The following is an 18,215-nucleotide window of genomic DNA, read 5'->3' as shown; positions in this document are numbered from 1 at the left end:
TGAGTATATTGCTACCTGTTAGTGCACGAACTGCCGCTCAATACTGCTGAGCATGTTGCTGGCGCTATAGTAATCGAGGCGGAAAGTGTCGTTACCCATGGCAAAAATGTCGTGATGCTGCACCGCGGGTAAATGCGCGAGGAACGGATTCTTCGCCACCTGCGGCACGGTTTTATCATCGGCGGCAAACAGCAACAGCGTACTGCCGGTAACGCCATCCGCCATCGTCTCGCCGTTAAGTTGGATGATGTCGTTGCGTTTGCCCATGCTGGTACTGCCCTGCAGGCTGGCAGGCGGCATCGCCAGCGTGAAGCCCAGCGCCTTGAGTAACTCTCCCTGCGCCGAAGCCGGCGTCCATACATTCATCCCGCGACCATCTTCGTAATAAACAATCGCTGAAGTGGGCTGCGGCGGCAGGGTAATTTTGCTGCGCAGCGACTCAACACGTTGGTCAAACTTTGCAATCACCTGCTTCGCCTCCGCTTCGTGGCCAGTGATATGACCCAGCTGCAACGCCAGCGCCTGCCAGCTCTTATCGCCGTAATCAACCACCAGCACGGGCGCGATGGTTTTCAGCTGATCGTAGAGTTTCAGCGCGGAGTCTCCACCCGTGGCAGAGATGACGATCAGGTCTGGTGCCTCCGCCGCTATCGCTTCTGCGTTGGGCTGGGAAACATACAGCGGCTTGACGTGACGGGCTTTGGCGACCTCCCCCCATTGGGTAAAGAAGCCCTGGGCATCGGAAACGCTGCTGTTGCGGCTGGTGGCACCCGACCCAATCAGCGGCGCGTTAATCGCCAGTAAAGTGCCGCTTAACGTCACGCTGGTTGAAACAATGCGCTGTGGCGGCTGTTGCAAAGTGAACGGCCCCTGCGGTGTGGATATTGTGCGTGGCCAGCGGGCTGAGGCCTCAGCGGCGGCCGCATAGTTGAACAGGGAGCAGAGGCAAAGCAATAACGCCAGAACGGGCAAACGCATCAGGTTATCCATTACTTGATAATTGAGAATGGATATCATTATCAAAATAAGGATGGGGTGCAAGAGGATTTGGCGGCCAGGGGCTGAGGAAAGTTGGCGAGGAGTGGTTGAGGGTCGGTGATTGGTGATTGGTGATTGGTGATTGGTGATTGGTGATTGGTGAAATTTGATGCTGAAGTGCGGATGAAGATTGAGTGGTCGTGCCGGATGGGCTAGTGGTTGCGTTCTGCGTTCTGCGTTCTGCGTTCTGCGTTCTGCGTTCTGCGTTCTGCAGGTTAGAGCATAAAGGATGAAAGGTGAAAGCGTGTTGCGGGCCAGCTTTTTAGCAAGCCCGCAAAACGATTACTGCTCCAGCGAGTAGCGCGTCATCGGCGCCACATCCTTGATCAGCCCGTTGGCTTTCATATATTCACCAAACGCCTGATAGCGCGCTTTATCAAAGGTGGCGCTGTGCCCATCAAACAACGGCAGTGTCGCTTCCCATGCCTGATGATTGAGTTTGGTGTTCAGCTCAGGATACTGTTTAATAAACGCCTCCCAGGCTTCTTCCGGATGCGCACGCAGCCACACAACGCCAGCATCCAGGCCGCGTAAAAATGCGGGGATGCGCTTGTCCTGCGCCGCACTCTTGTTGTTCGCCAGAATAATCAGCTCATCATAAGCGGGCACACCGTAATCTTCGGGTTTAAACACGACGGGCTTCGCGCCCTTATCCTGTAGATCGATAAGCTCGTAATTGCGGAAAATGGTCATCGCGCCATCGATTTTGTGCGTCAGCAGCGCCGAAGTTGAATCCATATTCAGGCTGATCAATTTCACCGAATTAACATCCACTCCCTGCGATTTCAGCATATTGCGGATCGCCACATCTTCCGATCCTGGCACCGCATAGCCCAGCGTTTTGCCAGCTAAATCCTTGAGCGAGTGGATATCGCCGGACACGGTGGTCAGCGTATTCAGCGGTTGTCCAATCAGCGTGCCCACGCGGATCACCGGAACATCCTTGTCTACCAGCGTATAAAGCTGTGGCTGATAGCTGATTGCCAGATCGGCCTTGCCTGCCGCCAGCAGCAGCGGCACCGACGCCGAATCAGCCGGGGCGATCATCTCGACATCCAGCCCTTCTTTCTTGAAAGCGCCGCTGTACTGCGCGGCAAAAATGGCTGCATGGTTGGGGTTCACAAACCAGTCGAGCAGCAGGCGAACTTTTTGTTCGGCGTGCGCGCTGGTGGTCGCCAGCAGCAGCAAAGCGGTAATCGCGTTACGTAGGGTGTTCAAGGGACGTCCTTATGTTGAGTGCCAGAGGAATTTTTTACGCAGCATCGCGACGCCGCCGGAGAGCAGCAGCGCCAGCATCAATAACAGCAACAAAGCAGCAAAGCTGGTGGCCGTTTCCAGCCGGGCGTTGGATTGCATCATCAGATAGCCCAGCCCTTCGCTGGCCCCGACCCATTCGCCAATCACCACCCCAATCGGGGCCAGCACCACCGCCATCTGCAAACCGGAAAAAAACTGCGGGAGCGCTGCGGGCCAGCGCACGTGCCAGAAAATCCGCGCACGTGAAGGATTCAGGGTGCCCGCCAGTTCCAGCCAGCCAGACGGCGTACGGCACAGGCCATCAAATAGCGACAGACACAGCGGGAAGAAGACGATTAATGCCGCGACCACCACTTTGGAGGCGATGCCAAATCCCAGCCACAGCACCAGCAGTGGCGCCAGCGCAAACACCGGAATCGCCTGGCTGGCGGTCACGAGCGGAAACAACACGCGACGCAGAGTCTGGCTGCCCGCCATCAGAACCGCCAGCATCACGCCCGTCCCAACGCCAAGCAGCAGCGCCAGCACAATCTCTGCCAGGGTAAACAACGCGTGATGTGCCAGCAGCTGGCGATGCAGCCATAATGCCTCCAACACCGCCAGCGGCGAAGGCAGCAAAAAGTCAGGCACGCCATGGTGCCGCGCCAGCAGCCAGCCACACAGCAGCACCGCGATCAGATAGATCGCGCTAAACAGTTTTTTCATATTGATTCAGTCGGGAAAAGAGTTCGCCCTGCGCCTGTAACAGGCGAGGATCATCAAGGGATCGGGGAGCATCACCCGCAGGCACCGACCAGCTTTCAACCGCTAACGGCTGGCCATGCAACAGCACGATGTCATCGGCCATTCGGCAGGCTTCGAGCGGATCGTGCGTAACCAGCAGTACCGTTTTGCCCTTGAGCAGCGTGGCGGTCAGGGTTTGCAGGCTGAGTTTGGTCATCACATCCAGCGTGGCGAAGGGCTCATCCATCAGCACCACTTCGCGTTGGGCATACAGTGTACGCGCCAGTGCGACACGCTGCCGCATCCCGCCTGAAAGCTTATCCGGTGCGGCTTGCGCCACCTCACTCAGCTTCACCTGCTCAAGCAGCGCCAACGCACGCGCGCGGTCCGGTTTTTCACCGTTGAGCCGTGCGGAAAGCATCACGTTTTCCAGCACCGTCAGCCACGGATACAACAGATCCTGTTGCCCCATCCACGCCACCTTGCCCGGTAAGCCACTGATTTCGCCCTGCTGTGGCTGCAACAAACCCGCCACCAGCCGCAATAAGGTGCTTTTCCCAATGCCGCTGCGCCCCAACAGCACCGTGGTTTTACCGCCGCGCAGTTGCAGATTGAGTTGCTGACACAGCGCCTGTTCACCCCAGCTAAAGGTGATGTCATTAAATCCGATCGAATTCATGGTCGCCTTGCTGCCAACATCGCCAGACGGGTAAACCCTCGCGCTTCCAACACCGAGGCCGCCTGTGCCGCGCGAATTCCGCTGGCACAGACCAGTACAATGCGTCGATCCTGTGGCGGCTGCCAATCAGCTATGGCCTGCGGCAGAATGCGTTCGACGTTGTGTGCCACGCTGACGGGGGCTTCTTCCACACTGCGCAACTCGACAATGCAATCCTCTTTCGTCAGCAGTTGCTCATTGATGAAGGGCACGCTGTTTTCTGGCTCTTCTGCACCGTCAAAACGAAATGCGCGCACATGCCAGTTGATGAAGTCACAGTTGATGACGCTGCCAAGCGGTGAAGGTCGCAGACCCAGCAGTACGCTCAGTGCCATCTGAGCCTGCATTGCACCCAAAGCCGCCACCGCCGGTCCCATCACGCCTGCGGTGTTGCAGTTGGCTGCGGAAGCGGGTAAGCGGGGAAACAGCGCCCGATAACTCGGCGCGCTGCCGCAGAAGCCACCGACGTAGCCCTGACGACCTAATACTGATGCACTGATCAAAGGAATCTGCGTTGCCAGACAGGCGTCAGAGAGTTGATAGGTCACCGCGAAGTTATCAGCGGCATCAATCACCAGATCGATATCCGTCAGCAGGTGCGGCAGATCGCTGGCGCCAATAGCGCGTGGCACGACCTCTATCTTCACCTCGGGATTTCGTTGCAACAGCGCCTGTTGCGCGCACGCTGCCTTGCCGTGACCAATGTCCTGCATCGTAAACAGCGTCTGGCGATGAAGATTGTGCAAGGCCACTTCATCGTCGTCACACAGGCGGATAAAACCGACGCCTGCGCCAACCAACTGCGGCAGTAACGTAGCACCCAATCCGCCGGCGCCCACCACGCATACCCGAGCAGCCGCCAATTTTTGCTGACCTTCGACACCGATTTCCGGCAGCATCATCTGCCGTTGATAGCGCTCCATGATGGCTCCTTAACTCAAACTCGCCAGACCGAAGATCGGTGTTGAAGCTGCCGCCATATCCCGTTTCTCCATCAAACCCGCACTGCGCGCGGCCTGCCCCGCTTCAATCGCCAGACGGAAACCGTTCGCCATAGCAATGGGATCACCCGCCTTGGCCACAGCGGTGTTGAGCAGGATGCCATCGAAGCCCATCTCCATGGCCTGTGCGGCCTGTGATGGCGCACCGATGCCTGCATCAATTATCAACGGGATATCGCTGAACCATGCCCGCATCGCGCGTAATCCTTCAATGTTGCGCAGCCCCTGCCCGGAACCGATCGGCGCGCCCCACGGCATGAGCAGTTCGCAACCCGCTTCCAGCAGCTTTTCACCCACAATCAGATCCTCAGTGGTGTACGGGAAGACCTGAAAACCGTCCGCACAGAGAATGCGTGCCGCTTCAACCAGCGCAAAAGGATCGGGTTGGAGCGTGTCGGCATGGCCGATCACCTCCAGTTTGATCCACGAGGTATTAAACAGTTCGCGCGCCATCTGCGCGGTGGTCACCGCCTCTTTCACCGTGTGGCAGCCTGCGGTATTCGGTAGCACGCGAATGTCCAGCCCGGTTAGCAGCTCGCGAAAAGCCGCGCCCGCCGCACCTTCACGGCGCAAACTCACGGTGATGATTTCCGTGCCAGAGGCGGCAATCGCCTGTTGCAGAATCGCCGGTGATGGGTAGCCCGCGGTGCCAAGCAGAAAACGTGACTGGGGAGTGAAATCGTAAAACATGCGTCAACCTCCCTGCATCGGCGATAAAACTTCTAACTGGCAGCCTTCTTCCAGCTGCTGGCTGCTGTACTGACTTTTAGGCACAAAGTTGCCGTTGAAAGCACTGGCGACGCAGCTGGCATCAATTTGCTGCTCGATCAGCAATTCGCTGAGCGTGCTGGCCTCGGTGCGGATCGTCCGGCCGTTAAGCTGAATGTTCATAGGATTGTTCCCCGAAAAGGCGCTGCATCAGCTGTTCTGCCATCATGGGTGCCAGCAGAAAACCATGCCGATACATGCCGTTAAGATAATAAGTGTCGTTTTGATAATGGATTTCTGGCAGGTTAGCCGGATAAGCCGGGCGGAGTCCGCTGCCGCTTTCCACCACGCGGGCTTCCGCCAGAGCAGGATGAATGGCGTAGGCCGCGCTGAGCAGTTCCATCATGGCGCGCGCGCTAATGGCGCTGGCATCGTCGCTTTCCACCATAGTGGCACCGAGCATGAAATGACCATTGCGGCGCGGCACCAGATAGCAGGGGAAGCGCGGATGCAGCAGGCGAATTGGTCGCGAAAAGTGCACTTCATCGCTGTGCAGAATCACCATTTCACCGCGCACCGCACGCAAGCGCGGTAGATCGGTTTTGGCATGCATGCCACGACAATCAATAACCCGACCAGAGGGTTGTTGTGCATCGAAACGCACACCGCGCTGTAACAGCTTTTCACGCATTTCAGTGAGCGCCAGACGCGGATCAAGATGCGCTTCTTCGGCAAAAAACAGCCCGCGTGCAAAGCGGCCTGCCAGCAGCGGCTCAATAACACCGGGATCGACCCATTGATGCTGTTCAGTCATGCGCGCAAAACGGTTGAGTTCCTGGCTATCGCGCGGCGGTGCCACCACCAGCGTTCCCTGATGCGCCACACTGCTAACGCGCTGTTGCCACCAGGCCGCAGCATGCTGTCCAAGAGCGATCACTTCTTGCGGGGCACTTTCAGATTCACACCAGGGTGCCAGCATGCCGCCAGCAAACCAGGAGGCAGGCTGGCGGGAGTCGTCGCCAATGACGTCGACTTCTTCACCGCGTTCCGCCAGTAGCGTGGCCACGCACAGGCCTGCTACGCCGCAGCCTAATACTGTCCAGCGGCTCACCGCAGGTTATCCGGGATATCAAGGGAATTCACATCGGCCTCTCAGTGTTGACTGAGACCCGCAGATACAGGAGGAGGGAAAGGGCGCAAGCGATCCTCTGCGCCAGACAACGTACAGGATACGCTGTCAGTCTTCCTACGCCAGTATCAACTGGGTCAGGTTCAAAGGGTCGCTAAGCCGCGCATTGCGCTTTTAGCCTCTCAGTCTCTTTGGCGAGACTCCCCCGACGCGTCTATTTGTATTGCAGGCGCCGTTCGGCGTCAAGCGTGGATTTCGTTATGCGATAAAGGCATTTATCGCTACGTGCACGTTCTGGATCGAAAACGTAACATATGGTATACAAAGGCATTATTGCTACTATTCAAGCGCAAAGAAATTACAGGTGATGTTGGACTCATTATGAAAAATATTAGAATTGCCTTTATTAAAGCCGGTTGGCACAAAGAAATTGTGCACAATGCTTTAGTGGGTTTTGAGCAAGAATTAAAAGCACAGAACGTCGAAGCCGAATTAAAAGTACTGGAAGTACCCGGTGCATTTGAAATGCCGCTGCTGGCAAAACGTTTAGCAGAAACCGGCAAATACGATGCGATCGTTGCTGCGGCGCTGGTGGTTGATGGCGGTATTTATCGTCACGACTTCGTGGCTGCCGCTGTGGTGGATGGCCTGATGAATGTGCAGCTGACCACCAATGTGCCTGTATTCTCAGTGTCACTGACGCCACATAATTTCCAGCCGGTTGATGTACTGGAAAACTTCTACACCGAACACTTTATCAAAAAAGGCAAAGAAGCCGCGCGTGCTGCGCTGGCGATTCATAATTTGTCGATTGATTAATTCTCTCTCAGGAACACTTCATTATTCGCGATGAAGTGTTCTTGCTCTCAATAATACTCCCCTGCCCTTAAGAACAATATGTTCTACGCTATTTCGAAAATCGCATAAGCCACTTTCATTATTCTCCTGTGCAACTTCAACTTAAGTAAATTTTTGTCGTAAACAGAAAAAATTGGACAAAAACACTTCACATTCATAGCATGCACTATAATGTATAGCACAGGCTATACTTCTCAGGGGATGACTATGTTGACCAGGCACGTTGTATCGGTGGTGATGCTTACGCTCTCGATGAGCGCTTCGGCATTTGCTGCCGACAAACTCAAAGTGGTCACCACTTTCACGGTGATCGCTGACATGGCAAAGAACGTCGCGGGCGATGCCGCCGAAGTGACCTCCATTACCAAGCCCGGCGCTGAAATCCACGAATACCAACCCACGCCGGGGGATATTCGTCGTGCGCAGGGTGCAGACCTGATTTTGGTGAACGGCTTTAATCTTGAACTGTGGTTTAGTCGCTTCTATCAGCGTCTGAAAAATGTGCCTGAGGTGACGGTAACAGAAGGAATCCAACCCCTGGGCATCACCGAGGGGCCTTACAATGGCAAGCCGAATCCGCATGCGTGGATGTCACCGGATAATGCACTAATCTACGTTGATAATATCCGTAAAGCCTTACAGAAATACGATCCCGCCAATGCCGATGTTTACCAGGCCAATGCGGATCGATACAAAGCGCAAATCCAGCAAACTCTGGCCCCGATGCGTGCTGCCATCGATAAACTGCCTGAAAATCAACGTTGGCTGGTCACCAGTGAAGGCGCGTTCTCTTACCTCGCGCGTGACCTGGGACTCAAAGAGCTTTACCTGTGGCCAATCAATGCCGATCAACAAGGCACACCACAGCAGGTGCGCAAAGTGATCGATGCAGTAAGAGCCAACCAGATCCCGACCATCTTTAGCGAGAGCACCATCTCAGCTAAACCGGCCGAGCAGGTGGCACGTGAAGCGGGTATCCACTATGGCGGCGTGCTTTACGTCGATTCACTCAGCAACAGCGATGGACCGGTGCCGACCTACCTTGATTTACTGCGTGTCACCACCGATACCGTGGCGAAAGGCATTACCGCCGGGAGCAAATCATGACCCTTAACGTGCAGGATGTCAGCGTGACCTATCGCAACGGCCACACCGCGTTGCGCCAGGCATCGTTTTCCGTGCCAACGGGCAGCATTGCCGCGCTGGTGGGCGTCAACGGTTCCGGGAAATCCACGTTGTTCAAAGCCATCATGGGCTTTGTGCCACTCACAACAGGCAGCGTGACGCTGGCGGAGATGCCCGCCAAAGCCGCGCTGAAGCGCAATATTGTCTCCTATGTTCCGCAGTCCGAAGAGGTGGACTGGAGTTTTCCAGTGCTGGTGGAAGATGTGGTGATGATGGGCCGCTTTGGCTATATGAACATGCTGCGCATCCCGCGTGCGGAGGACAAGCGCAGCGTGGATCAAGCGCTGGCTCGCGTCGGGATGCAGGACTTTCGTCATCGCCAGATTGGTGAACTCTCCGGCGGGCAGAAAAAACGCGTTTTTCTCGCGCGGGCACTGGCGCAAAGTGGGCAAATCATCTTGCTGGATGAGCCCTTTACCGGCGTCGATGTTAAAACTGAGGCGGCGATCATCACCCTGTTGCAAGAGTTGCGTGATGAGGGCCGCACCATGCTGGTCTCCACACACGATCTCAACACTATTCCTGATTACTGCGACCGTTGCGTACTGGTGAAAAACACCGTGCTGGCCAGCGGCCTGTTGCGCGATACGTTCACCGCCGCCAATCTGGCGCGTACTTTCGATGGCGAAGTGCAGCAGCGCAATGCCGCGTTATTACAGAAGATTGCCGCACGCCCGGGGGCGGATCATGTCGTGGATTATTGAGCCATTTGGCTATCAATATATGCTGAACGCGATGTGGATCGCCGCGCTGGTCGGGGCGATTTGCGCGTTTCTCTCCTGTTTCCTGATGCTCAAAGGCTGGTCGCTGATTGGTGATGCACTCTCGCACTCGATTGTGCCCGGTGTAGCCGGCGCCTATATGCTAGGGCTGCCCTTCTCGCTCGGCGCTTTTCTCTCGGGCGGACTGGCGGCGGGCAGCATGCTGTTTCTTAACCAGCGTACGCGCCTGAAAGAGGATGCGATCATCGGACTGATTTTCTCCTCCTTCTTCGGTATTGGTCTCTTTCTGGTGTCGCTCAATCCCACCTCGGTCAATATCCAAACCATCGTTCTCGGCAACATCCTCGCGGTGGCGCCCGCCGATATCTGGCAGCTCGGCACCATTGGAGTGGTGACGCTGACGTTGCTGCTACTGAAATGGAAGGATCTGATGGTGACCTTCTTCGATGAAAGCCATGCGCGTTCCCTTGGGCTAAATACTACCGGCTTGAAGATTCTGTTCTTCACCTTGCTCGCCGCCTCCACCGTGGCTGCGTTGCAAACCGTCGGTGCCTTTATGGTGATTTGTCTGGTCGTAACGCCAGGTGCCACCGCTTATCTGCTGACTGACCGCTTCCCGCGCTTATTGATGATTGCGGTGGCTATCGGCAGCATCACCAGCTTCCTTGGCGCGTGGAGCAGCTATTTCCTCGACGGCGCCACCGGCGGCGTGATCGTGGTGGCACAAACCGTTGTGTTCCTGCTGGCGTTTGTGTTTGCCCCAAAACACGGTGTGCTAGCCGCGCGGCGACGTGCGCGCCAGGCTCTGGAGATCAACGCCAATGAATGAATTATTGCTCAGCCCGTTTCAGTTTGAATTTATGAACATGGCGCTGATCGTCACGCTGATGTTGTCACTGCCTTGCGCCATGCTATCCGCATTTTTAGTGTTGAAAGGCTGGTCCCTGCTCGGTGATGCCATGAGTCACGCGGTCTTTCCCGGTGTGGTGCTGGCGTGGTGGGTTGGCTTACCGTATGCGATAGGGGCATTTATCGCAGGCATGTTGTGCGCACTCGCCACCGGTTTTATCAGCCAGAACAGCCGCATCAAGCCTGATACGGTGATGGGCATTGTGTTTTCGGGGATGTTTGGTGCCGGACTGGTGCTCTATTTGAAACTGAAACCGGAAGTTCATCTCGACCACATTCTATTCGGCGATATGCTGGGTATTGGCTGGGCAGATATCGCGCAAACTGCTGTGATTGCGCTTTTGGTGGTGCTGGTGCTGAGCGTGAAATGGCGCGATCTTTTACTGCATGCGTTTGACCCACAACAGGCGCGCGCTTGCGGCATAAACGGCAATTTGATGCATTACGGGCTGCTGTGTTTGATTGCGCTAACCATCGTTGCCGCGCTGAAATCGGTGGGTGTGATTTTGTCGATCGCTATGCTCATCGCACCGGGGGCGATTGCGCTGTTACTGGCGCGGCGATTCCTGCAGGTGATGCTGCTGGCGGCGCTGATCGCCATTCTCACTGGCTTCTGTGGCGTTTACGCATCCTTCTTGCTCGATAGCGCGCCGGGCCCCACCATCGTGGTGCTGTATAGCCTGTTATTCGTGGTGACATTCGTGAGTGTGAGCTGGCGCGATAGTGAGAATCGTCGCGGCTCTGTGGCTGTCAAATAAAGCGCTAACGGACCGCAAATTTTCCACTTGGGCCATAAATTTGTTTTCCTGGGCCGATAATGAGTGAAATGGGCCGATTATTATTTATAATGGGCCGTAAATGTTCAGTGTGGGCCATAAATTCAATAACGTGGGCCATTAACATTCATTATGGGCCACGAACCAGAACCCCTGCTCCTAAAGCACTCGATGAGTGCTATGCATGGGCCATGCAGGTTCCTGATTATGTGGATTTTAAGCTAATCTCAGAGGTGTACGATTTTGATCCGGCTAACTTCCTCAGATGATCTTTCAGACCTACAACAAAGAATTCTCTCGACCATCGCACTTGCCGAGTCTTCGCTCAGTTCCGGTGATCTCGCGAGTCGGCTTGGTGTGGGTCGTTCAACGATCAAACGTCATGTCGAGGTTTTGCTTGGTCAAAACAAAATTATCAGGCATGGCTTAGGAAGGGGGACTCGCTATACCGCACAAGCGCCCTCAAACATACTGCCCCAACCCAGTTCATCGGTTATGGAGAAAACACCTGAATATCATTCCTCTCCAATCTCTTCAGCTCAGTCACTGCATCAATATCTAAACTTACCTCTGTCAGTAAGGGATATTTCCGGATATGACCGGAGCTTCGTGGACAATTATATTCCGAACGAAACGTTCCTCCTGCCTCAGACGCTAGCCCTGGCCTTAATGAATGAAGGCAAAATGGCAGGGCAACAGCCCGCGGGGACATACGCGCGGAAAGTTCTGGAGCAATTGCTCATTGATTTGTCATGGTCATCCTCTCAACTTGAAGGAAACCGATATTCATTGCTGGCCACCGAAGAGCTGTTCAAAAGTGGCGCGGCTTCGAATGATTTGGATGCCGTCATGCTGCTTAACCATAAACAGGCAATTGAGTTTTTGGTCGATGCGGTCCCTGAGTCTGGATTAACTGGGCCGGTAATCAGCAACCTGCATGCTTTATTGATGCACGATTTACTCTCAAATCCTGACGAGTTGGGGGCTATCAGGCGCAAAATCGTGAATATTTCGGGAACGACCTATACCCCACTACAGGCACCGTTGCTGTTACAAGAAATGTTCGACCTTATTCTCAAAAAAGCACGGCTGATTAATAATCCTGTGGAGTCAGCCTTTTTCCTGTGGGTCAATATCGCTTATTTGCAACCCTTTGAAGACGGGAACAAAAGAACCAGCAGGCTGGCCGCAAATATTCCGCTCATGATTTACAATAGTGCTCCACTCTCCTTTCTTGATGCTGATGTAACAAGCTATGCATACGCGATGATGGGAATCTATGAAAAACGTGACGTGACTTTAGCCGTTAAGTTGTTCGAACATTTATATCGTCGTTCAATTAAGCGCTATGCCGTCACACTGGAAGCCATGGGGGTTCCGGATCCGTTTAGACTTCGTCACCGTGAAAACTTAAACACGACTATTCGCTTAATCGTTGCCGATGGTCAGAATATCAAGTCTGCCATGCAGATGATTGACCTTGATCCTGAAGACAGAGAGCGATTTATGCAGCTTTTGCAGAACGAGCTGCGCATATTGAGTACGTTAAATTGTGCCCGCTATCGTCTTTCAATATCGTTAACGGATCAGTGGATTCGTCAGGGTCGTCCAGGTTAGCCATTATTTTTAGCGAGACCGAAAGACAACGTTCACACTCGTTTTTGACTAACCCGCGTCGCGACTTAACGCTATAGTGGCACTTCTGATTCACGACCTGAAACCGGCATGAAACTGACCCTCGACAACGATCTCACCGTACGCAAACTGCTGATTTTCACTTGCTACATGGAAACGGAAAACCTCGCCAGAGCGGCTGAAACGTTAGGAATCAGCACCGTGAGTGTGCACCGTGCACTGCACACGCTCGAAGAGAGTTTGCGTTGCCCGCTGTTCGAACATAAAGGCCGCAACCTGGTGGCACTCCCTGCCGCCTCGACGCTGCTGGAATACAGCAGAGAAGCGCTGGCCACACTGAGCCAGGGCATTGATGAAACACGACGTACCGCAGGCATTGGCCTGGGGCATCTGCGGGTTGGCACCTTGTATTCTCTGTCGCTGGAAACCGTGCCGCGCCTGATCATGAAAATGAAGCTGCGACGCCCGGAGCTAGAACTCAACCTCACCATGGGTTCAAATGAATTGCTGCTGCGCGCGCTAAAAGATAATCAGCTGGATGCGATTATCATTTCTGTCAGCGAAGCCGAGATCGATGAAAAGATTTTTGAGCAGGTCGCGCTGTTTCAGGACGATATCTTTCTTGCCGTGCCCGCGGGTAACAGTGACTACAGTGAAAGAGATATCGACCTGCGCAGCTACAGCGATAAACCCTTTGTCTCGCTGGCAGAAGGCTTTGCTACCTTTGCCGGATTTCAGGAAGCCTGCCACGTAGCCGGTTTTGAACCCAATATCGTCACGCGCGTGAATGACATCTTCTCGATGCTCAGTCTGGTGCAGGCCGGCATGGGCTATTCGCTGGTGCCGGGCAGGATGCGTAAGCAGTATGAAAACGATCTGCGTTTTCTACGCTTAGCCGAGCCGTATCAAATGCGACAGCAGATCGCCATCGTGTTTCCGCGCAATCGTGAACATGATCCGAATCTGCTGGCACTGGTGGCTGAAGGGCGTATGTTCGCCCTGAGTTTGCAGGAAAAAGTTCAGCGTGCGAGCCGCTGAAACAGACGCAGCGCCACTTCAGCGCCGCTGCGCTCAAGGGCAATACACTCTCCCTGGCACTGCACGCTGCGCGTTAAGCCCGTCAGCACTTCACCGGGCGGCATTTCAACGACCAGACGCACTTCACGTTCTTTTGCCGCCACCATCGCATCATGCCAGCGCACGCTGCGCGCCATGTTCATCGCCAGATCGTCAGCAATACGCTCCGGCTGCCAGAGAACGCGAGCGCTGCTGCCGCTCAGATACGCTAATGGCGGACGCTGTAATCTGACCTTGTCCAGAGCGGCTTTGAGCTGCTGCGCTGGGCTATCCAGTAGCGCGCAATGTGAAGGCACGCTGATCGCCAGCCGCTGCGCTCGCTGTGCCCCTTGCGCCAGCGCCTGCTGCGCCACTGCGGCCATGGCACTGTCGCTTCCCGCTATCACTATCTGGGTTTCGGCATTGATGTTGGCAATGAAACTGTTTTGTCCATCTACCAGCGCTTCAACTTGCGCCAGCGTCATCCCACTGATGGCCGTCAAACCATAGCCCTGTGGATACGCCTGCTCCATGAGTTCACCGCGTAACGCCACAAGGTGCAGAGCATCGGCAAAATCCAAAACCCCTGCGATCACCGCCGCAGGATACGCACCAATCGACAGGCCACACACCATATCGGGCTGCACGCCGCGGGACATCAGCTGGCGTGCCGCCGACACACCCGTAATCAGCAGCGCCAGTTGTACCGCGCGCGTATGTTGCAGTGCGACGGAGGAATCGAGTTGCATCAGCTCCTCTCCCAGCACCTCATGTGCCACTTGCCAGGTCTCATCGCGCGCCAGCGACTGCAACATGCCGGGCCGTTGCGTGCCCTGCCCCGGAAAAGTGAACAGCGTTTTCATTTTATGTCCTCCGTCCAGGGAAGCGTTGTCAGGCGTGGACCGCGTGCGGTTTTCAGCAACACGCGCCCCTCGCGCAGCCACTCATTAAGCGCGAAGGCACCCACCGGCGTTTCCACCTGGGTATCGGCCCGACAGGGCAAACCTGACAGTTGTTGCTGCCAGGCCTTAACCTCCTCCGTCTGCAACGGCAGGGGTGCGCGAATTAACAGGTCGAGATCGCTTGTGGCATGCAGCACCGGCAATCCGGTCGCTAAGGCGAATCCCGTGCTACCGGTCACGCCCCACGACCAAGACCAGCGCTGCTGATAAAGTTGCATCACTGCCTCAACCGTAGGCAATGCGCGAAACACGGAATCGCTTGCGCGCGCCAGTAGCACCTCCGGCGTATCAATGCGCAGCACATCCTGCCCTCGCACCCATCCCGCCGCCCGTTGATGGCGCGCACTGCCGCGCACGCCAATCGGAATGCGATCCTGCTGCATCACATCGCGCCGCACCACAACCGGCTGCTGAGCGTTCCACTGCAGTGCTACCCAGCTCTCCTGAATATCAAGCAGCGTGGTATCAGCGTGCAGCCAGAGCAGGTCGTGTGGGCGGATATTCATGATTACATTCCTGAAGTTAAGCTAATAAACAGCGGCAGTGACACAATCGACAATAGCGAACTGAGTAACAGCACCGCTTCTGCATCTGGTGATTGCACACCAAAGCGGTTACCAAACACCACACCAAAGAAACCGGCTGACAGCGCAATCATCAGAATCGCGGTAATCGCCACGGTGCCGTGCAGGCCAAACAGCATCACAATCCCCCACGCCAGCAACGGTTGGATCAGCAGTTTGGTGACGGTGGAACTGATCACCATGCTGTTGATCTTCAGCTGACGTGCCGACAGGATCACCCCGGTGAGGAACAGTGCGGCGGCTGTGGCCGCCAGACCGAGTGGTTTGATCGCGGCCAGCACCAAATCCGGCATTTTGATGCCAATCGCCGACAGCACCACGCCCAGTAGGGGCCCCAGCACAATTGGTTTTTTCACCGAGCGCCACATCAGCACCGGCAGCATCGCCAGCGTGGAGCGTTGTGTTTCTCCCGCCGAGCGCGCTTTTTCACGTTCGAGTATCAGCAGACAGAAGGGGGTCATCAGCACTGAACCGCAGGCAATGGAGACGGCAACAGAGAGTGATGTCGCCGAACCTTCTCCCACCACGCTGCCAAGGATGGGTAAACCCAGCGCCGCGTAATTAGGCAACGCCACAGTCAGCGTCAATACAGCCGCATCCTGTGGTGATTTTTTGAAGATTTTAGTGGCAACGAAATAGAGCACCGTATAGGCCAGCCACATCGCCAGCGTCAGTACCACAATCAGCGGCATCTGCGCCACAATCCCGCTCCACGGCGTTTGCACCGTAGCGCTAAACAACGCGGCGGGCAGCGCAAAATCCATCACAAAAATATTGAGCAAAGAGACGTTCTTGTTATCAACCATTTTGGCTTTGCCGGCCCAGAATCCGAGCAACATGATAATGAAGATCGGAGCCAGAGCATGCAGAATCACGTAAGTCATAAATCACCTGTTTGTTATTAAAAGAGTGAGTACTGACGCGATGGTGTTGAATTTATCAGTTGCCGCAGAGGCCGGACGCCGCGTGCGCCCGGCATACTGACAGCTGGCAGGTTGATTTAATGCTTTTTATTATTAGGGTGTTACCAGCTGGCGCGCAGACGTTCGCGTACCAGCGCCGAGCTTTGACGATGGGGTGCCGCCAGGCGCGAACCCCGGCCAGGCACACGGCGCGTATCGTCAATCGCTTCCGCCAGCGTGGCTTTAACGCGCGTGACCTCTTCGGCCGTCGGCGCATCCGGATGGGTGATGTCCAGCAGCGACGACAACAGGCCGAGCGTGGCGTAATTACCGATGTCATAGGCCATTGGTGGCACGCTGGCGGCAAGTTTCTCCAGCGCCTCCACGGTGCGCAGGGTGATACGCGCCGCCGAGGCTTTACCCATGGCATGTACCTGCACCGCCGGATCGTTAAAGGCAATCAGTCGATTGGCCTGATAGCCATGCGCCAGAAATGCACCGGACATCGCTTTACCCACAATCAGCCCTATCACCGGATGCCCGGCCAGACGCGCTTGCGCATACGCACCGGCGGCCCCGGCCAATGCCTGATGAATACCAAAGCCCTCTTCACGCCGGCCATAAGCCTGACTCGGCACATCAATCACCGCGATAATCGGCCGTTTCACGGCGTTGGCAGCGTCTTCCGCGAGGGTTTCCTGCACCACTTTCGCCAGCGTCCAGCCCTCCAGCAGGCCCACTTCACCCTGCGCAGCGCGTGGATAGCGATTGTGCGCATCCGGAACGACAGCAATGTAACGGGCGGTTTCGCCATTGAGCTCGGCATCTGCGACCTGCACGGACGGGCAAAGCCCAGTGTGGCGGGCCGCTCCGGCGGTTAACTGGCCGAGCCACAGCTCACCCCGACTGTTGTGTGCGCTCATGATTTCACCTCCGGATGGAAGACCTGATGAATGGTGGCTGTGCTGGCCTGTTGAGCGGTATCGAAGTGGCTTAAACGCTCAAGATAAAATGCATAGTTTTCGCTGCGATGCTGTGCCGGAACCCCTTGTGCTAACGCGGCATCCACTGCCGTTTTCACCGCCTGCACACCGTCTGGCACCAGCGCATCGACCAGCCCGCTTTGATAGCGAATCTCGCCACCGGTCATGCTCCAGATGAACGGTCTGTTACGCGAGTCATACTCATCAATGCCCGCCTCCTGCTCAATCACCTGCGGGCCATTCAATCCCAGACGGGCTTCACGCGTCACAATCAGATGGCTGCACAGCGCTGCGGCAATCGACATCCCGCCAAAGCAGCCAACGGTCCCGGCAACAATGCCAATCACCGGGGTGTATTGACGCAGATCGACGATGGCGGCGTGAATATCCGCAATCGCCGCCAGCCCCAAATTGGCTTCCTGCAAGCGCACGCCGCCGGTTTCCAGACACAGAATGGCTTGCGTCGGAATGCCGTTGCGATTGTCTTCAGCCGCCAACTCCAGCGCACCGGCCATCTTCGCGCCGGAAACTTCACCCATGCTGCCGCCCTGGAAGGTACCTTCAATAGCTATTGCTACGGTAGGATTACCGTTAAGCGTGCCTTTCATCACTACCATGCCGTCATCGGCCTGCGGCACAATGCCCTGCTTTTCCAGCCACGGTGACATGACGCCTTCAAACGGATCGAGCAATTCGCGCGCGCTGCCGCTATCCAGCAATGCCAGTGCACGCTGACGGGCGCGTAATTCAATAAAGCTGCTGTCATCACGCATGATTCACCTCCTCAAACACCTGTTCGATACGGATACGTGCGACACCCGGCGTGGCGCCGAAATCATGGATCACCAGCTGGCCCGCCGGTAGCTCGGTCAGTTCCGCCAGGCGGCTGAACAGTGCATCCCATCGCGCTTTGCTGTTATCCACCGAAGTGGTGATCGCCACGCTGAGCACGGCACTGTTATCCGCGCGGTACAGCACTTCCATATCACCCGATCCCACTACGCCCGCCAGCGCATTTCCGCTGAGCGTGCGACGTGCCGGGTAAGACAACGTTATCTTTTCCATAGCA

The 18,215-nt window shown here is 55.8% G+C and carries 21 protein-coding genes and 1 riboswitch; of the genes, 7 read left to right on the top strand and 14 right to left on the bottom strand.

Features of this window, described 5'->3' with window-relative positions; all coding sequences use genetic code 11:
* Positions 1-18: 18 nt before the first annotated feature.
* From fepB to IAE30_RS18675, 8 genes are all read right to left on the bottom strand, one after another.
* Positions 19-978 carry a Fe2+-enterobactin ABC transporter substrate-binding protein gene (gene fepB, locus IAE30_RS18710; RefSeq protein ID WP_234472795.1) on the bottom strand — a complete coding sequence of 320 codons (960 nt, stop codon included), beginning with the start codon at positions 976-978 and terminating at the stop codon, positions 19-21.
* 342 nt (positions 979-1,320) lie between these two features.
* Positions 1,321-2,256 carry an ABC transporter substrate-binding protein gene (locus IAE30_RS18705; protein ID WP_200680650.1) on the bottom strand — a complete coding sequence of 312 codons (936 nt, stop codon included), beginning with the start codon at positions 2,254-2,256 and terminating at the stop codon, positions 1,321-1,323.
* A 9-nt stretch (positions 2,257-2,265) separates the two neighbouring features.
* On the bottom strand, positions 2,266-3,000 hold the full coding sequence (locus IAE30_RS18700; RefSeq protein ID WP_045816117.1) for an ABC transporter permease: 735 nt from the start codon (positions 2,998-3,000) through the stop codon (positions 2,266-2,268).
* Positions 2,984-3,697 (bottom strand): ABC transporter ATP-binding protein, encoded by a 714-nt coding sequence (locus IAE30_RS18695; protein ID WP_200680649.1) that lies wholly within the window; start codon positions 3,695-3,697, stop codon positions 2,984-2,986. Before IAE30_RS18695 ends, IAE30_RS18700 begins: the two co-directional genes overlap by 17 nt.
* Positions 3,694-4,659 carry a HesA/MoeB/ThiF family protein gene (locus tag IAE30_RS18690; protein WP_200680648.1) on the bottom strand — a complete coding sequence of 322 codons (966 nt, stop codon included), beginning with the start codon at positions 4,657-4,659 and terminating at the stop codon, positions 3,694-3,696. The genes IAE30_RS18695 and IAE30_RS18690 overlap by 4 nt, the downstream gene beginning before the upstream one ends.
* A 9-nt stretch (positions 4,660-4,668) precedes the next feature.
* Complete coding sequence (locus IAE30_RS18685; RefSeq protein WP_045833233.1) at positions 4,669-5,427, bottom strand: thiazole synthase; 759 nt, start codon at positions 5,425-5,427, stop codon at positions 4,669-4,671.
* Positions 5,428-5,430: 3 nt separating this feature from the next.
* Complete coding sequence (gene thiS, locus IAE30_RS18680; RefSeq protein ID WP_045816121.1) at positions 5,431-5,628, bottom strand: sulfur carrier protein ThiS; 198 nt, start codon at positions 5,626-5,628, stop codon at positions 5,431-5,433.
* Positions 5,612-6,556, bottom strand: a complete 945-nt coding sequence (locus tag IAE30_RS18675; protein WP_200680647.1) for an FAD-dependent oxidoreductase — start codon at positions 6,554-6,556, stop codon at positions 5,612-5,614. The genes thiS and IAE30_RS18675 overlap by 17 nt, the downstream gene beginning before the upstream one ends.
* Positions 6,557-6,671: 115 nt before the next feature.
* Positions 6,672-6,791, bottom strand: a riboswitch (TPP riboswitch).
* A 164-nt stretch (positions 6,792-6,955) separates the two neighbouring features.
* On the opposite strand from IAE30_RS18675, the gene IAE30_RS18670 reads away from it, so the two are divergent.
* The 7 genes from IAE30_RS18670 to IAE30_RS18640 all read left to right on the top strand — a co-directional run bounded on the left by IAE30_RS18670 (position 6,956) and on the right by IAE30_RS18640 (position 13,697).
* Complete coding sequence (locus tag IAE30_RS18670) at positions 6,956-7,393, top strand: 6,7-dimethyl-8-ribityllumazine synthase (RefSeq protein ID WP_034830445.1); 438 nt, start codon at positions 6,956-6,958, stop codon at positions 7,391-7,393.
* A gap of 246 nt (positions 7,394-7,639) precedes the next feature.
* Positions 7,640-8,539, top strand: coding sequence for a metal ABC transporter substrate-binding protein (locus IAE30_RS18665; RefSeq protein ID WP_200680645.1), 900 nt, complete (start codon positions 7,640-7,642; stop codon positions 8,537-8,539).
* The gene (locus IAE30_RS18660) at positions 8,536-9,321 is read left to right on the top strand and encodes a manganese/iron ABC transporter ATP-binding protein (RefSeq protein ID WP_200537071.1); all 786 of its coding nucleotides are present in this window, start codon (positions 8,536-8,538) and stop codon (positions 9,319-9,321) included. The genes IAE30_RS18665 and IAE30_RS18660 overlap by 4 nt, the downstream gene beginning before the upstream one ends.
* A complete protein-coding gene (sitC, locus tag IAE30_RS18655; RefSeq protein WP_200680643.1) occupies positions 9,305-10,168 on the top strand; it encodes an iron/manganese ABC transporter permease subunit SitC in 864 nt (287 codons plus the stop codon). Before IAE30_RS18660 ends, sitC begins: the two co-directional genes overlap by 17 nt.
* The gene (locus tag IAE30_RS18650) at positions 10,161-11,006 is read left to right on the top strand and encodes a metal ABC transporter permease (RefSeq protein ID WP_200680641.1); all 846 of its coding nucleotides are present in this window, start codon (positions 10,161-10,163) and stop codon (positions 11,004-11,006) included. The genes sitC and IAE30_RS18650 overlap by 8 nt, the downstream gene beginning before the upstream one ends.
* Before the next feature lie 261 nt (positions 11,007-11,267).
* Complete coding sequence (locus IAE30_RS18645) at positions 11,268-12,641, top strand: Fic family protein (protein ID WP_200680639.1); 1,374 nt, start codon at positions 11,268-11,270, stop codon at positions 12,639-12,641.
* A 108-nt stretch (positions 12,642-12,749) separates the two neighbouring features.
* Positions 12,750-13,697, top strand: a complete 948-nt coding sequence (locus IAE30_RS18640) for a LysR family transcriptional regulator (RefSeq protein WP_200680637.1) — start codon at positions 12,750-12,752, stop codon at positions 13,695-13,697.
* On the opposite strand, the gene mdcH is transcribed toward IAE30_RS18640, so the two are convergent.
* From mdcH to mdcC, 6 genes are all read right to left on the bottom strand, one after another.
* The gene (gene mdcH / locus IAE30_RS18635) at positions 13,679-14,578 is read right to left on the bottom strand and encodes a malonate decarboxylase subunit epsilon (RefSeq protein WP_045816129.1); all 900 of its coding nucleotides are present in this window, start codon (positions 14,576-14,578) and stop codon (positions 13,679-13,681) included. The genes IAE30_RS18640 and mdcH overlap by 19 nt on opposite strands.
* On the bottom strand, positions 14,575-15,183 hold the full coding sequence (locus IAE30_RS18630; protein WP_200680635.1) for a malonate decarboxylase holo-ACP synthase: 609 nt from the start codon (positions 15,181-15,183) through the stop codon (positions 14,575-14,577). The genes mdcH and IAE30_RS18630 overlap by 4 nt, the downstream gene beginning before the upstream one ends.
* Positions 15,184-15,185: 2 nt before the next feature.
* Positions 15,186-16,145 carry an AEC family transporter gene (locus IAE30_RS18625; protein ID WP_200680633.1) on the bottom strand — a complete coding sequence of 320 codons (960 nt, stop codon included), beginning with the start codon at positions 16,143-16,145 and terminating at the stop codon, positions 15,186-15,188.
* A gap of 140 nt (positions 16,146-16,285) precedes the next feature.
* Positions 16,286-17,086, bottom strand: a complete 801-nt coding sequence (mdcE, locus tag IAE30_RS18620; protein ID WP_200680631.1) for a biotin-independent malonate decarboxylase subunit gamma — start codon at positions 17,084-17,086, stop codon at positions 16,286-16,288.
* Positions 17,083-17,919, bottom strand: coding sequence for a biotin-independent malonate decarboxylase subunit beta (locus IAE30_RS18615; protein WP_200680629.1), 837 nt, complete (start codon positions 17,917-17,919; stop codon positions 17,083-17,085). The genes mdcE and IAE30_RS18615 overlap by 4 nt, the downstream gene beginning before the upstream one ends.
* Positions 17,912-18,211, bottom strand: a complete 300-nt coding sequence (gene mdcC, locus IAE30_RS18610) for a malonate decarboxylase acyl carrier protein (RefSeq protein WP_034830400.1) — start codon at positions 18,209-18,211, stop codon at positions 17,912-17,914. Before mdcC ends, IAE30_RS18615 begins: the two co-directional genes overlap by 8 nt.
* Positions 18,212-18,215 lie beyond the last annotated feature (4 nt).

Source organism: Pantoea sp. S61 (assembly GCF_016625145.1).
In the GTDB taxonomy this organism is placed as follows: Bacteria; Pseudomonadota; Gammaproteobacteria; order Enterobacterales; family Enterobacteriaceae; genus Pantoea; species Pantoea rwandensis_B.
This window is presented reverse-complemented; position numbering and strand designations above follow the sequence as displayed.

What these genes read in the sequence shown, in the direction of transcription:
- IAE30_RS18640 (WP_200680637.1), top strand. Translation starts at nt 12,750, where the DNA reads ATGAAACTGACCCTCGACAACGATCTCACCGTACGCAAACTGCTGATT.
- mdcH (WP_045816129.1), bottom strand. Translation starts at nt 14,578, where the DNA reads ATGAAAACGCTGTTCACTTTTCCGGGGCAGGGCACGCAACGGCCCGGC.
- fepB (WP_234472795.1), bottom strand. Translation starts at nt 978, where the DNA reads ATGCGTTTGCCCGTTCTGGCGTTATTGCTTTGCCTCTGCTCCCTGTTC.
- IAE30_RS18700 (WP_045816117.1), bottom strand. Translation starts at nt 3,000, where the DNA reads ATGAAAAAACTGTTTAGCGCGATCTATCTGATCGCGGTGCTGCTGTGT.
- IAE30_RS18670 (WP_034830445.1), top strand. Translation starts at nt 6,956, where the DNA reads ATGAAAAATATTAGAATTGCCTTTATTAAAGCCGGTTGGCACAAAGAA.
- IAE30_RS18685 (WP_045833233.1), bottom strand. Translation starts at nt 5,427, where the DNA reads ATGTTTTACGATTTCACTCCCCAGTCACGTTTTCTGCTTGGCACCGCG.
- thiS (WP_045816121.1), bottom strand. Translation starts at nt 5,628, where the DNA reads ATGAACATTCAGCTTAACGGCCGGACGATCCGCACCGAGGCCAGCACG.
- IAE30_RS18625 (WP_200680633.1), bottom strand. Translation starts at nt 16,145, where the DNA reads ATGACTTACGTGATTCTGCATGCTCTGGCTCCGATCTTCATTATCATG.
- mdcE (WP_200680631.1), bottom strand. Translation starts at nt 17,086, where the DNA reads ATGAGCGCACACAACAGTCGGGGTGAGCTGTGGCTCGGCCAGTTAACC.
- IAE30_RS18695 (WP_200680649.1), bottom strand. Translation starts at nt 3,697, where the DNA reads ATGAATTCGATCGGATTTAATGACATCACCTTTAGCTGGGGTGAACAG.
- sitC (WP_200680643.1), top strand. Translation starts at nt 9,305, where the DNA reads ATGTCGTGGATTATTGAGCCATTTGGCTATCAATATATGCTGAACGCG.
- IAE30_RS18650 (WP_200680641.1), top strand. Translation starts at nt 10,161, where the DNA reads ATGAATGAATTATTGCTCAGCCCGTTTCAGTTTGAATTTATGAACATG.
- mdcC (WP_034830400.1), bottom strand. Translation starts at nt 18,211, where the DNA reads ATGGAAAAGATAACGTTGTCTTACCCGGCACGTCGCACGCTCAGCGGA.
- IAE30_RS18615 (WP_200680629.1), bottom strand. Translation starts at nt 17,919, where the DNA reads ATGCGTGATGACAGCAGCTTTATTGAATTACGCGCCCGTCAGCGTGCA.
- IAE30_RS18660 (WP_200537071.1), top strand. Translation starts at nt 8,536, where the DNA reads ATGACCCTTAACGTGCAGGATGTCAGCGTGACCTATCGCAACGGCCAC.
- IAE30_RS18665 (WP_200680645.1), top strand. Translation starts at nt 7,640, where the DNA reads ATGTTGACCAGGCACGTTGTATCGGTGGTGATGCTTACGCTCTCGATG.
- IAE30_RS18630 (WP_200680635.1), bottom strand. Translation starts at nt 15,183, where the DNA reads ATGAATATCCGCCCACACGACCTGCTCTGGCTGCACGCTGATACCACG.
- IAE30_RS18690 (WP_200680648.1), bottom strand. Translation starts at nt 4,659, where the DNA reads ATGGAGCGCTATCAACGGCAGATGATGCTGCCGGAAATCGGTGTCGAA.